The 13,778-nt window shown below is 45.5% G+C and carries 12 protein-coding genes; 4 read left to right on the top strand and 8 right to left on the bottom strand.

What is annotated here, in order from left to right:
* Positions 1–19 precede the first annotated feature (19 nt).
* The 4 genes from MPET_RS14455 to MPET_RS05855 form a co-directional block, all read right to left on the bottom strand.
* Complete coding sequence (locus MPET_RS14455; RefSeq protein WP_013329094.1) at positions 20–2,530, bottom strand: PocR ligand-binding domain-containing protein; 2,511 nt, start codon at positions 2,528–2,530, stop codon at positions 20–22.
* Positions 2,531–2,870: 340 nt separating this feature from the next.
* A complete protein-coding gene (locus MPET_RS05865; protein ID WP_013329093.1) occupies positions 2,871–4,070 on the bottom strand; it encodes an MFS transporter in 1,200 nt (399 codons plus the stop codon).
* Positions 4,067–4,585, bottom strand: coding sequence for a MarR family winged helix-turn-helix transcriptional regulator (locus tag MPET_RS05860; protein WP_013329092.1), 519 nt, complete (start codon positions 4,583–4,585; stop codon positions 4,067–4,069). Before MPET_RS05860 ends, MPET_RS05865 begins: the two co-directional genes overlap by 4 nt.
* A gap of 405 nt (positions 4,586–4,990) precedes the next feature.
* The gene (locus MPET_RS05855) at positions 4,991–5,347 is read right to left on the bottom strand and encodes a winged helix-turn-helix transcriptional regulator (RefSeq protein ID WP_013329091.1); all 357 of its coding nucleotides are present in this window, start codon (positions 5,345–5,347) and stop codon (positions 4,991–4,993) included.
* A gap of 341 nt (positions 5,348–5,688) precedes the next feature.
* Here MPET_RS05855 and MPET_RS05850 point away from each other — a divergent pair, with 341 nt between their 5' ends.
* The 4 genes from MPET_RS05850 (at position 5,689) to MPET_RS05835 (ending at position 8,799) form a co-directional block, all read left to right on the top strand.
* Positions 5,689–6,165 (top strand): PadR family transcriptional regulator, encoded by a 477-nt coding sequence (locus MPET_RS05850; RefSeq protein ID WP_013329090.1) that lies wholly within the window; start codon positions 5,689–5,691, stop codon positions 6,163–6,165.
* A gap of 264 nt (positions 6,166–6,429) precedes the next feature.
* Positions 6,430–6,918 carry a flavodoxin gene (locus tag MPET_RS05845; protein ID WP_013329089.1) on the top strand — a complete coding sequence of 163 codons (489 nt, stop codon included), beginning with the start codon at positions 6,430–6,432 and terminating at the stop codon, positions 6,916–6,918.
* 57 nt (positions 6,919–6,975) lie between these two features.
* Positions 6,976–8,175: an aldo/keto reductase gene (locus MPET_RS05840; protein WP_013329088.1), complete on the top strand. Its 1,200-nt coding sequence runs from the start codon at positions 6,976–6,978 to the stop codon at positions 8,173–8,175.
* Between the two features lie 69 nt (positions 8,176–8,244).
* Entirely contained in the window at positions 8,245–8,799 is a 555-nt protein-coding gene (locus tag MPET_RS05835) for a flavodoxin family protein (protein WP_013329087.1), read from the top strand.
* A gap of 586 nt (positions 8,800–9,385) precedes the next feature.
* Here the strand turns inward: MPET_RS05835 and MPET_RS15130 are convergent.
* From MPET_RS15130 to putP, 4 genes are all read right to left on the bottom strand, one after another.
* Positions 9,386–9,982, bottom strand: coding sequence for a hypothetical protein (locus MPET_RS15130; protein ID WP_013329086.1), 597 nt, complete (start codon positions 9,980–9,982; stop codon positions 9,386–9,388).
* A gap of 286 nt (positions 9,983–10,268) precedes the next feature.
* Positions 10,269–11,339: a hypothetical protein gene (locus tag MPET_RS05820; RefSeq protein WP_013329085.1), complete on the bottom strand. Its 1,071-nt coding sequence runs from the start codon at positions 11,337–11,339 to the stop codon at positions 10,269–10,271.
* Between the two features lie 142 nt (positions 11,340–11,481).
* A complete protein-coding gene (locus tag MPET_RS05815; RefSeq protein WP_052297242.1) occupies positions 11,482–11,979 on the bottom strand; it encodes an ArsR/SmtB family transcription factor in 498 nt (165 codons plus the stop codon).
* Between the two features lie 136 nt (positions 11,980–12,115).
* Positions 12,116–13,609 (bottom strand): sodium/proline symporter PutP, encoded by a 1,494-nt coding sequence (putP, locus tag MPET_RS05810; protein WP_013329083.1) that lies wholly within the window; start codon positions 13,607–13,609, stop codon positions 12,116–12,118.
* Between the last annotated feature and the right edge of the window lie 169 nt (positions 13,610–13,778).

Genomic DNA, 13,778 nt, shown 5'->3' with positions numbered 1-13,778 from the left:
TATACCCAATTTTTCCGTTTCAGCTGTTGACAACCCTGAAATGCTCTCCGGGAACGTTTATCTCAAAACGTGCCCCAACACCTTCTTCTCCGGTTTCACAGATGGAGATCCCCGTTATCGAAAGGATCTCTCTTGATAAGAAAAGTCCGAAACCGGTAGTTTTTCCAAACCCTTTTTCAAATATTCTTTCCTTATCGGAGTCCGGGATACCTGTCCCGTTGTCCTCCCACAATATCTTCAGCAGATCGCCGGATATTTCGCAGCCGACCCGGACTTCGGTCGCTTCGCCATGACGGATCGTGTTGTCCATCAGGTTCAAAAACACCTTCTCGAGCATAGGATCTGCATTCACCTCGATATTCCGGCAATCGTTATAAAGAACCACTTTCTCGTTCCCGGAATCGCTGATCAATTCCCGGATATCCATCCATACGGGTTTGTTGACTCCGAGATTCTCGTATTCCCGTGTAAATTCGATATGACGCTGGATAGCCGAAGAGGCCTTTTTTATATAATTGAGGCAATCTGCTCCCGGCTGGTCCAGGACATGATCTTCTGCAATTTCAAGAAAACCCTTAATCACCATCAGCTGGTTCAGGATGTCGTGACGTGTGATATCAGAGAGAATATTTAGTTTCCTGTTCGCAAATCTCACGGCCTCTTCCGCAGTCTTCCGTTCGGTAATATCCTCCACGACCGCCAGGCAAAAAGGCTTTCCACCCATCCGGATAAATCTCGATGTGAAACAGCAGAGATTTATCTCCCCGTTTTTTTTGCGGCACTTGATCTCATAATTATCAATGGCACCTCTTTCCCTAATAGCAGCAAGCAATGCTTTATACTCATTATTATCCTGAAAGATCCCAAGCTCCCCGGGTGTTTTTCCGATGGTCTCCTCCACGGAATAGCCGGTTTGATTTACGAACTTCTCATTGACATCCGTAAATTTCTGGTCGGTTCCGGATATGAGAGTCAATACAAAGGGGCTGTTCATAAAAACGGTAGTGAACTTATTCTCCGATTCCTTCAGCTGCTCTTCAATCTCCTTTTGGCCTGTAACGTCCCAGATGAAAACCAGCATCGCTTCCGAATCATTAAAAAGAATCTTTTTTCCTATGCACTCGATCCAGATCTCCCTTCCCGCTTCATTTATGATCTTATAGCCGACAGGGTACCGGTCTATGCCCCGCAGAACACAGCCCAGATCTTTTTCAAGTCCGGCACGGGATTCGGGTGCGATATAATCCATAATATTTGCTGTCCCTGCCAGGGATTTGCAATCTTTTACATCCAGAATTCGGCTGATTTCCATATTGGCAAAGAGGATTTTGCCCGAGAAATCCACCACCAGGATGCCGTCCAGGGAAAGATCGACAAGCGTTTTGAACTTCGCTTCGCTTTCGCGAAGCTCCTTTTCACTTTTTACCAGTTCGTCGTAATTCTGCCTGAGCTCTTCTTCAGAGGCGGCAAGCTGTTCATAGGCAGTATTGAGTTCCCCGGTCTTCCGGAGAAGTTCCTTCTTCGTCCTTTCATGTTCGGCAATTGACCTTGCCTGCCGGAGGTTATGATACGTGGATTTTGAAAGCTGATTCGCCATCGCGAACAATGCTTTTGAAACGTTTTCAAACCTCTCCGTCGACATTGAAGGTACTTCATAATATGCTTCGAGGAAGACATTTTCGTCAGCACCGATCTTCCGGGCATATTCGAGCATCTTTTCTTCGGTCTGGGCTTCGTTTCGGACCTGACCGGCGAGCCAGTTTGCAATGTGCCTGCCATTGACGATAATACTCGCACCGGCATCCCAGAGGCCGCCGCTTAAGCACTTCTGCACCGTCGGACCGTCAGGATTAGGCCGCCCGACCGTGGCGTTGGAGATATAACAGTTTTTGCAGCCGTGCTCGGTTTTCCGGATGACATCGCTGCACAGCCGCGTAAAATTGCTCGGTTTTGTAATCGGCGTTCCGTCGGGCCGGGTAATTATCGATGCGACGCCGGCACCTGTTGAAAAATCGTCCTGGATCCGCTGGATTTCATCGATATCGAACAGATCCTCGAACTCGATATTGCCTTCCGCCGGCGGCTGAGTCAGCATTATCACACGCTTTTCAAGTGCTTCTTCCGATCTTCTGCTTTTTACTGCGCTTTTAATCTTATGCGCCAGTTCGGCATACTGTGATTTAGGATCTCCGCCTTTCTGGAGATAAAAGTCCGCGCCCTCGTTTAACGCCTCTATTACAACCTCTTCCCTGCTTTTTCCGGTAAAAATAATGAAAGGGATTCTGTTGCCGGAGCTCCGGAGAGATTTCAGCAGTCCGATACCGTCCATACCGGACATCTGGTAATCGGAGACTACTGCATCAAAGGGTTTTTCCGACAGAAGCTTAAGGGCATCTTTTGCATTCCCTGCTGTTGTTACTGAAAAGCCGCCTATTTTCTCAAGAAATAATTTGCTCATATTAAGAAGAACCGGCTCATCATCGACATAAAGAAGTGATATGCCGGAATTCTCCTGCTCCCCGTATGACATAATTATCGTTCCATCATTCTTAGACAGTAAATGATAATAGCCCTGATCATGATAAACTTTAAGAAATTGATGCAACAGTTTTTCGTTTCAACCACACATTTGTTTCAATTAAGACATGAATTTTGAATAATATTGATTTTTACAATACGAAAAATTGCATTTTTTGAAGGATACAGGATCATAAATCCTATGGCTGCCTTCCCGGGCGATATCGTTACAATATGATCCCTTCCATATGAAGATGATGGATTATTATACGAGATCGAGACCGGAAGCGGATATAAAAAATTTTGAATTTTTCAACCCGAAAAAGGGATTCAGGTCAGTTTTTCCTTATTATTCAATCTCCAGGCGTTTTGATCTTCTCAGGGCTGTACCTGACCAGTACGAACATTACGGCCGCGAAAAATACGATTACAGGGAATGTAGCAAGCGCTGTCGTCAGGCCGAAATGGTCGGCGATAATTCCGGAGACCGAAACACCGATCCCACCCGCGCCCATGGCGATTCCCATGAACATACCGGATATGAGGCCTATTTGGGTGGGAACCAGCTCATGAGCCATCGATATCGTCACCGCAAATGAGGACCAGAGGAGGAAACCGAACAGTATAATGAAAAGGATCAGCAGGGCGCCGTGGGTGACAAGGATTGCGGCAAAAACCGGGACGGCCGCGAATGTTGTTGCAACGACCACAGGTTTTCTTCCTAACCGGTCGGAGAGCGAACCGCCAAGAAGTTGTCCCACAACTCCTGCCAAAAGCATGACACTGACTAAAAAAGTCGCATCTATGAGTGAGTAGCCCTCCAGGACAAGGAATGTAGGGATAAAAGTCATGGCCCCGAAGGTGGCCCATGCACGAAGTGTCGCACCGGAGAAGAGGAATATGACAGGCTTCCAGTTCTCCCGGCCGGAGGCGGAAGTCACTACGGTTTTCTTATGAACCCCGGGAATCGGCCTGAACATGAGAACCAGTGCACCGGCGATCGCCGGGATCACGAGCCACGTTATCGATGATATACCGCCGTACGACAGGGCGAGACCGCCGACGATAGGACCGAGTGCCTGGCCGAGATTTCCTCCGACGGTAAAAAGAGATGTGAGACGCCCGCGGGTTCCCGGCGTTGCGAGTGCATCAACCTTGCAGAGCGCACCGGGATGGAATGTCGCGTGACCCATTGCCGATATGGCAACGCACCCTAGCATTACATAATAGTGATTGGAGACCAGACCGAGAAATGCGATACCGCAGCCGGATAACAGCAGAGAAATGATGATGCTGATCCTAAGACCTTTCCTGTCGGCGAGGCTCCCGAAGACGGGCTGGAGGACGGATGAAAGCAGGCTGTGCATTGTCGGAAGGAGTGCGGCCTGGAAATAACTGTAACCGAGAGTTGTGATCAGGACCGGCTGCAGCGCCATCAGTATCGGAAAATAGATGTCGTTGACCATGTGCGCAAATCCGAGCTGAATAATCTCACTGAAGTTACCCGGAAGATTTCTCAGCCAGGGCTTTGCATTCGCATCTTCCGCGGTCAATCGGATCGCTCCGTTTCGCTGACGTTTTTATTGGCCGATAGATCGCGGATTTGCTGATCGTAGACCGATTCCATTGCAGAAAAGATCCTGGAAATCACTTCCAGTTCCTCTTTTTTCAGGGTTCCGACACCTGCGGCAATTCTCTTGTAAACATCCGCATGGGTCTTCTCGTGACACTTAAATGCAGTCCGTCCTTTTTCGGTAAGTTCAAGGGATACTTCCTTATCGTTTCTAAGCCCGCGTACTTTTTTTACAAGATCGCGGCGGGTCAGTTTCGCCACCATCTGTGAAACGGCAGAAGGTGTTATTCCCAGGATATCGGCAATGATCCTGTTGTTATTCTCTTTCGTACTTCCTATAGCCTGAATAGTATGGATCTCCGATAATTTCAGCTGTTCATCGATTCCGAAATCACGCGGAAGATTCTCCATAATATTCATTTTATTCCGTATTCTCATCCATACCTCGTACAGGTCGGCGAAGTCGGTTGGTTGTGATTTAGCAACAGCCATCATTTAGTAACTTAATGATTAAGTTGCTTAATAATATTCCCGATCATGACCAGGAGGATATTTATACATGAGTTATTTTCAGTCCGGCAGATTGCCGCCGCGCCGGAGTTTGTGTAAAAATGTTCATGAAACAAAAGTTTCATGCACTGTTTCATGTAAAACCCCCATGACCGGAGATTCCATCACACAAAAAATGATGAAAATCTACAAAGTTTATTGGAACTAGGACAAGGTATCTAAATGGTCTCAATCCGGATTTCCAAACAAAACAAAATTAAACAGCCCGGGGATCTAAAGGGTCCAAACTCTGATTTTTATAACAATCACAACGTGATTTGCATGTAAAATATGAATTCGATCCGGAGATTATTATATAACGATCTCCCGATCATGTTTCACTGCTGCCGTCTATTCCTCACATTTAAACTCGATCTCATCGTCCATATGCTCGTATCCCCAGTGACAGAGTTCGTCGAGGATAGGCATTAGCGAGAGTCCTTTTTCAGTTAGTGAGTACTCGACTTTCGGTGGAACGACAGGGTAGACTTTTCGGGTGATAAGGCCGTCCTTCTCAAGTTCGCGAAGCTCTTTGGTAAGCATTCTCTGGGTGATCTTCGGCTGGATTCCCCTCAGGATCTGGCTGAAACGAAGTGTTCCGTCCCTTAGCTCATAGAGGATCAGGGGTTTCCATTTACCCCCGATTACAGCTATGGCTGCATCTATTCCCCAGGCATATTTGTACTGTTTTTCGGAGGGTTCTTCCATAGTATCAATACCGTGTGTATAGAGAATGTCTGCATATACGCACTATATATGACATACCATTTTTACAGACCTGATTTTTCCAAAAACTGAAGTCTGGATGTTGTAAAGGCATTTGAAAAATTCCTGTAACAGTGGGATCGAAGATATTGAAATTATATCTCCTAAAATACTCATTAAAAATTTGTCGTCCTTTTTCCACTTTTCCCGGGCATCTAATCCTTTGTCGATTCACGTGGCAAACAATTTTTATATTATGCCTGTAAATATCGTATTGTCGATATCGAAAAACGATATCGATAAATCGATATCGGAAATAAATAACAACCGATGAGGCAATATCAATGAATGATAATCGCGCAGAAATGAGAGCATTTATGAAAAAATTTAACAGGGTTGGCTTATTCCGCGGATATGGCGGATTGAGAATTATCGTCCTGCGCCTGTTGAGCGAAGGGCCAAAGAACGGAGCGGAACTCATGGATGCAATTGACATGATGACTCATGGCCACTGGAGACCTTCGCCAGGGTCTATTTACCCTCTTCTGAGCAAAGCAGCAGAAGACAAACTGATTGTAAAGAAAGATGACGGAAGATATGAACTTACAGAAGCCGGATCCGAAGAGATAAGCATGTTTGGCATAGGTGAATATGAAAAACCGGGAACAGTTGATTCTATACTGAGAGATATAGACAGTAATCTTTCGTACCTGGAAGATTTGCCCTGTGAAAAACTGGAGCAATATGGAAAGACGCTTGAGAACATTCAAGTGAAATTAGGCAGGATAGAGAAAAAACTTCATTCATTCAGTGAAGAGTAACAATGCATTAAAAAAGGGGTAAGAATCCGGGAACGGCAGTTTCGGTTCCTCTTAAAATTTATTTTTTAGATTTAAGGCAGGCTGATGGGATCATACCCCGCTGTTACAAGTATATTATTCACATTAAACAGGTATATCAGGATTTTATAGTGACAATAATGTTAGTATACAACATCCGTGTTTGTATCCACTAAATAAAGCATACCATATAAACAGGTACCTAAAAGAAACGGGTACTTTTAAAGTCCCTATTTGACAGGATCTATGAAAAAAGTATCAACACTCATAGCTTATTTCTCGCATTCAGGCAACACACGTGTAGTCGCAGACAAGATACACAAAATTGCCGGAGGCGAGATCTTCGAGATCGTTCCTGTAAACCAGTACCCTCACGAGTATAATGCGGTTGTAGAGCAGGCGCGAAAGGAGCTTGACCAGGATTACAGGCCTGCTTTGAAGACCAAAGCTGAAAACATCTATTCATATGATCTGGTCTTCATCGGTTATCCCAACTGGTGGGGAACGATCCCGCGGCCGGTTGCAGCATTCCTCCCGGAATATGATCTGGCGGGTAAGACGATAGCTCCGTTCTGCACTCACGAAGGAAGCGGTCTCGGGCGAAGTGTGGAGGAGATAAAATCAATTTGCTCCAAATCAACTGTCATGAACGGCCTTGCGATCAGGGGAGGAAATGTAAAAAACTCGCAGGAAGAAATAAATACCTGGCTACTTGAAGTAGGGTTCAAAGATTAGCCGGATATTCTGTATTTCCCGGAATAAGATCATAATAAATCAAAATTGGTGACTAAAATGCTATACAGAACAGTTCCGAAAAACGGAGACGAATTATCCATCCTCGGATTCGGGTGCATGCGGCTTCCGGTCAGAGAAGACTTTTCGATAGATGAAGAAAGAGCAACAGAACAGGTCCGTTACGCGATCGATCATGGGGTAAACTATGTCGATACAGCCTGGCCTTATCACAACGGGGAGAGCGAACCGTTTTTAGGCCGTGCCCTTGCCGGGGGGTACCGCGAGAAGGTAAAGCTCGCGACAAAACTTCCCTCATGGCTTATCGAGACCAGGGAGGACATGGATAAATACCTCAACGCCCAGCTTGAAAAGCTCAGAACCGATCACATCGACTATTATCTTGTCCATGCTCTCGTTGGAGATCTGTGGGATAATGTAAAAAACCTTGGTATAACCGATTTCCTTGGCAAGGCGAAAGCCGACGGGCGCATTGTAAATGCAGGTTTCTCATTCCACGGGGCGGGAGAGGATTTCAGGCGGATTGTTGACTCTTACGACTGGGATTTCTGCCTGATCCAGTATAACTTCCTCGACGAAAAGAACCAGGCGGGAACGGCCGGCCTGGAATATGCCGCAGCCAAAGGTCTTGCAGTTATTGTTATGGAGCCCCTTCGCGGGGGAAACCTGACAAGAACAGTCCCCCAGGTCGTAAAGGAGATCTGGAACGAGGCTCCGGTGAAGAGATCTCCTGCCGAATGGGCTCTCCGCTGGGTGTGGAACCATCCCGGGGTCACGGTCGTTCTTTCGGGCATGAACGACGAGGAAAACATCCGCGAGAACCTCAGGATTGCAGACGAGGCATATCCCGATTCACTGACAGAAGAAGAGCTGGAGCTTGTAAAAAGAGTCGAGGCCAAATACCGCGAACTGCTGAAAGTCGGATGCACCGGCTGCCAGTACTGTATGCCCTGCCCGGCGGGTGTAAACATTCCCCTATGCTTCGAGCACTACAACAACCTGAATCTCGCCGACAACCCCGAAGAGGAAAAATTCATGTATGCTTCACGGCTGGGCGGAATTCTCTCCGTAGGCGAGCCGGAGTATGCATCCCTTTGCATCGAATGCGGGCAGTGCCTTGAGAAGTGCCCCCAGCACATCGACATCCCCGAAGTTCTTAAATCAGTCGTGGAAGAGATGGAAGGACCCGACCTGGAGCAGAGGGTCGCCATGGCAAAGGAGATATTTAAGAAGAAATGATTATGTGAGATCCGGAGAGCTGTTAAGAGGGACAAAAGGATTTATTGCGGCGTGTTTTATCTATAAACTATGAAAATTATTGGTATTGCGTCAAGCCCACGGAAAGGCGGGAACAGCCAGACGCTTGTGGAGCATGTTCTTTCCGGTGCACGGGAAGAGGGAGCGGAGACCGAACTGATAAGGCTTTGCGAAAGAAACATCCAGCCCTGTACAGGATGCAACAGCTGCAAAAGCGGGAACGGCTGTATCATACAGGACAGCATGGAAGATCTCTGCGATACCCTGGCAGAAGCGGACGTTCTGGTCTTCGGATCTCCGATCTACTGGTCGAGGCTGAACGCACAGGCATATCCGTTCATCGACAGGTTGTATGCCCTCTTAAAGCCGGACTTTTCCACGGATTTCCCCAAGGGCAAAAAGATGGCTGTCGCGCTTACATGCGGCGGAATGGAAGAGGAACAGCTGAATCCTGTTAACGACTACCTGAAATTCGTCTTCGGGTTCCTGGGATTTACCGATGCAGGTTTCGTCTGCCAGAACCAGTGCTTTTTGCCCGACGATCTTGCCAAGTACCCCGACAAGATCAAAGAGGCGGAGCAGCTGGGGAGAACCCTGGTAAAATAAACTCATTTTTTTGGATCTCCGCTAATCTGCGTAAGTATTGCAGCTTCACCACTTTTGACGAACTCGCACGGCGAGCCATAGTAAATTCATGGTGCGTACGGAACGGCATCGTAAAATTACCGTGTGGGTATAAAAGCAAGTCTCCCTACTTTTGACAACCCCTCGCCGCGAACCGCATAGCAGTTCGCGGATCGGCCCCGACCTCGGGGCCTCTCAATTGTGACAGACCGCACAGGGGATAGACAAGTATCCCCTGAGCGGCGAGATGCGGTAAATTCATGACGCGTAAGGGACAGAATGTACCGAAAACTAAATTCAACAGCACGGGGACCCTTGCCGGTCCCCGGGCGTGCCGTGAGAGGGCTATCATAAAGCAAGGCCCCTGGGCAGGGGCCGTCCGGCGGACCTGACCGCCGGTGCCGGGGTTGCCCGATTAAGGTATAGTAAGGTATGTAATACCCATACGGATGTGAAGATAAAAAATGCGAAGCGTTTTCTGGTAATTTTTTGCTATCCTGAAATTATTTACCCGCATGAAACAGCTAAGAGCCCGATCTTCTGTCCTGATTCCTTAATCCACCCGTATCTAATCTTCCTTTTCAGTTGTCTGATCGCCCGAACTTCCCGCCGCCTTCCTGAAACACCAGAAGACAAGAAGCATAATCATCGTCATCTCGACGAAAAAACCGGTGTACAATATCAGCATAGGAAACAGACTGTCGCCGGCGGTCGTATGCGCCCATCCGGAGGTAAAGGGATCGATTGCCCACCCGATAAGCGGGATCTTGATAGAGAAATAATCGCCGTAGAGTTTACCCTCCCAGACTTCCGGCGAGATCAGCAGTTTGAGGATAAACGGTACCGAGATCAGGGGAGCGAATGCCGCCACGTAGCCTTCGTCTTTTTCTTTGAATATTCCCTGGAAAACATTCATCGCGATTGCGACAGGATACCCGGCTGCAAATGCGATCATCGAAATCGCGGCAAGTGCGAAAATAAACGGCGACGGCCCTATGGTATGCGGTTTAAGGAGCACCCATAAAATAATCGAGAGAACAAACAAGACGGGCAAAACCAGAAGGGCGGTCTTCTTCATCACCGGCGATGATATTTTTTTCAGCCCGAACCAGATGAGAAGAGAAAAAAACGACGGCCCGAGAAAAAGAACCAGAACTTCAATCACGGTCTCTTCCTCCCCCGGGGATCAACCGGCCCGGAATACAATCTGAAATATGTCGATGAAATCCTTAAGTCCCCCTTTTATTCTAATTATTTTGCCGGGTGTATATACGATTTATCCAATGAAGAAGGCAGGACAGATCCTAATTCATTATTTATTATGTTCTAAAAACACGATTGTTCCCTAACATTCCATAAAATGAAATTTGTATGGATTTAAGGAATTGCCAAATATATTAAAAATGAATGATGATGATCATCTAATTTTTTAGATAACCCATTAAGGCAAATTAATACATTGGTGTAATTCCTAAATCATCCATTACCAATGATATTGGAGAAAAGATAGAATATCTGGCTTTTCCCCAGTGATTTCCGACTAGAAGTACTCTGTGCTGGTTATCCTTATAATAAACAGGAGCACCACTGTCACCTGGGGCATCCTGGTAATCAGCATAATATTGATTTTGGATCGTCTTTTGGAAATAATCATTCCAAGCATCAGTCTCAACAACTACCTCTCCATTGGAGGCCCCACTTATGACACCTGACATTATTACATCCAGACCTCTCCAAGGGTCCCTATACCCATATACATCCGGCTGAGTCCATGAGAACTCGAATATATTGTCGTCCACATTACTGTAAGATACCCAGGCAGCGTCTGAATGATCACCATTAGATGATACCGTAACAGTGCCAATACTGCCTGATGACCCGGGCTGATATACTGGATCACCCACCCCGGCATAATGACCTGAAATAACAATTCCATTTTGTCCGTTCCTCGTTGCAGCATAACTTGTCGTTCCGAAATGATCACCTAACACATAACGAACCCCTCCAATGACTGGCCGCCAGGAATCATTACGAGCCGCTGAGAGTTTAGCAATAGGTTCTGATACAAAAATAATTGGTATATCAGTAATGTCAGATTTTAAAGCTTCAGAATCGATAAAACCTCTAATTTCATCTATGGTATTTTGATCAATAGTCATTTCATCATTGATACCAACCCGAATTGTTCCCAAAACATCAGAGCCATATGCTATAACTGGTCCATCCGGATAATAGTACTTTCTTACATTCGGCCTGGTATTTTCTATAATTTCGTGAGTATAGTCGTACCATTCAAACATCGCTTTTTCATCTGGTATCTCTTTAATTATACCAGTATTGACAATTTCACCTTTTTGATCATACACCGGGACATTCCCGTAAGCTGCAATAAGATATTTTGTATAATCCTCAGAAACAGCCTGATATGACCTGTCTCTCATTTCGTATCCTGACACAGTTCCAAATAAACTTATGATCAGGAAAATCATCAATACAATAGAGAATATTTCTCTTTTTCTCATTTTAATAACTCCCGCCAAAATATAGGAATCATACTAAATATACAAATCATATTATTTTGACAATAATTGAATATTAATTAAGTTAATATAAAATACACAAAATTATTAGCTCGAAAACTAATAATCCCAAAAAGTATATATCTTAATTTCTTCTCTTTAAATAAAAATTAATTATAATTAGTGTTTGTAATACTGTCGCAGTAATGCCTGCAAAAAATAATATTAAAAACGGATCTCCTAATAAATGTGGAAACAACGGTGCAGAAGTGAGTTTTGGCATAGTATAATATGTATATACAATTGCGAAAGTCGTGATATATGTAAGAAAAGAAGATAGTAGAATTGAAAAATTATTTTCTTTTTCAGGATTAATTAATGCATTTCCTATAGGAGTAAGTTCATAATATACCCATTTATTGTTTGAATCTACCGATTTTATCAACCCTGCTCCTTCTAATTTTTCAAGATGACGATAAATTGTTGGTGTTTGTAGAGAAAGTTCTTTTGAGATTTCTGAATTTGTTTTTCTTCTTGAACTAAGTGATTTTAGTATATCTATTCTGGTGTCACATGCTAAAATCTCAAAGACATCTTTATTCAGAATAAAATTCTTTTTCCCCATTTTGCTTTTCCCTATCATATACCGAGTTAGATTAAATTATAAATTCTAAGCATCAAAAATCTTCTGTACTCAAATTATTGAATAACGCTAAAGATGAAAATAGCGAATAAAAATGATGATTTTACGAGATTAATCAAAAATTTTTTTATCTATTTTAATCAGGACTTTCCGCCAACTCTTTTTCCGTCTCTTCAAAGACTTTTACGATGGAATCGTCCGGCGGTGCAGTGCGGATGCTCACCACGTAGATGGCTATCATCGAGAATATGAATCCGGGAACGATCTCGTAGAGGCCGAAGAATTCGAACTGCATCCATATGAGAACCGTCAGTCCTCCCACAATGATCCCCGCAAGGGCGCCCTGAAGAGTTGTTCTCTTCCAGAAGAGCGCCATAATCACGATCGGACCGAATGCCGCACCGAAGCCCGCCCATGCATACGAGACGATGTTGAATACGAAGCTGTCCGGGTTAACCGCAATCACTATTGCACAGATCGCGACAGCAAGAACAGAGAACCTGCTTATCCAGATCAGCTGCCTGTCGGTTGCATCGGATTTGAGATATGTCTTGTATAGATCCTGTGAGACCGCGGACGCACTTACAAGAAGCTGTGAAGAGGCGGTGCTCATGATTGCCGCGAGAATCCCGCAGAATATTATTCCTGCCAAAAAGGAGAAGAAGACCTCGCCAGTCATGACCATGAAGACCGTCTCCGATTCCGCACCGGCAAGAGTCTGCGGAAGGAACACTCTCCCGATGACTCCTATGGCAACCGCAGCAAAGAGTGATATGATGACCCAGACCATCGCGACCGCTCTTGCCTCCTTTATTTCGCCGGGATTTTTAATCGCCATAAACCTGACGAGAATATGCGGCTGGCCGAAGTAGCCGAGGCCCCATGCAAGCATGGATACGACTGCGATTATTGTAAGAGGGCTTCCGTCCGGATTGAGGAACGGGTTTAAGAGTGATGGATTGATCTGTTCGATCTCTGCGATTGCATTCCCCGGACCCCCGAGAATTGCGAGCGCCATGATCGGAACGATGAGGAGGGCGAAGAACATCAGACAGCCCTGAATGAAGTCGGTCAGGCATACGGCCTTGAATCCGCCGGTGAAAGTGTACAATACGACGATCAGCGATCCTATGAGAAGGGCGGTGGTATAATCTACGCCGAATACCGTATTGAACAGTTTTCCGCTGGCAACGAATTGTGCGGACGTGTATATCAGGAAGAATATCAGGATAAAAATTGCCGAGATGGCGCCGATGATATCGGAGTTGTCGCCGAACCTGTTCTTGAAAAAGTCGGGAAGGGTAAGGGAGTCGTTCGCGTTTTTGGTATAGACCCTGAGTCTCTTCGCGATGAATTTCCAGTTCAGGAATGTTCCGATAATAAGCCCGATTGCGATCCATATGACCGACATTCCCGAAAGATATGCCAGACCGGGAACTCCTATAAGGAGCCACCCGCTCATATCGGATGCCTCCGCACTGAGCGCCGTTACAAACTTGTTTAGTCCTCTTCCCCCGAGGATGTAGTCGCTGACACTGTTCGTCTTTTTATAATACAAAAATCCGATTGTGACCATTACGCCAAGATAGACGACAAAGGCCGCCAGTATTTCCAGTTCGTTGCCAACCATAAAACACTCCGTACAAAGGGCACCCTTAATGCCGATATTCAAAACGGGCCGGAATTCCCCTCCGTGAATTTATATTTCCGGTGAAAACAGTGATTTAGATGATCTCATATCTTCATGTATCCTGAAAACGATTCCATCAGAAATATCTTGATAATTATCGATGGAAATT

Source organism: Methanolacinia petrolearia DSM 11571, assembly GCF_000147875.1.
GTDB lineage: Archaea > Halobacteriota > Methanomicrobia > Methanomicrobiales > Methanomicrobiaceae > Methanolacinia > Methanolacinia petrolearia.
Note: the sequence above shows the minus strand (reverse complement) of the source record. Positions and strands in the feature narration are given on the sequence as shown.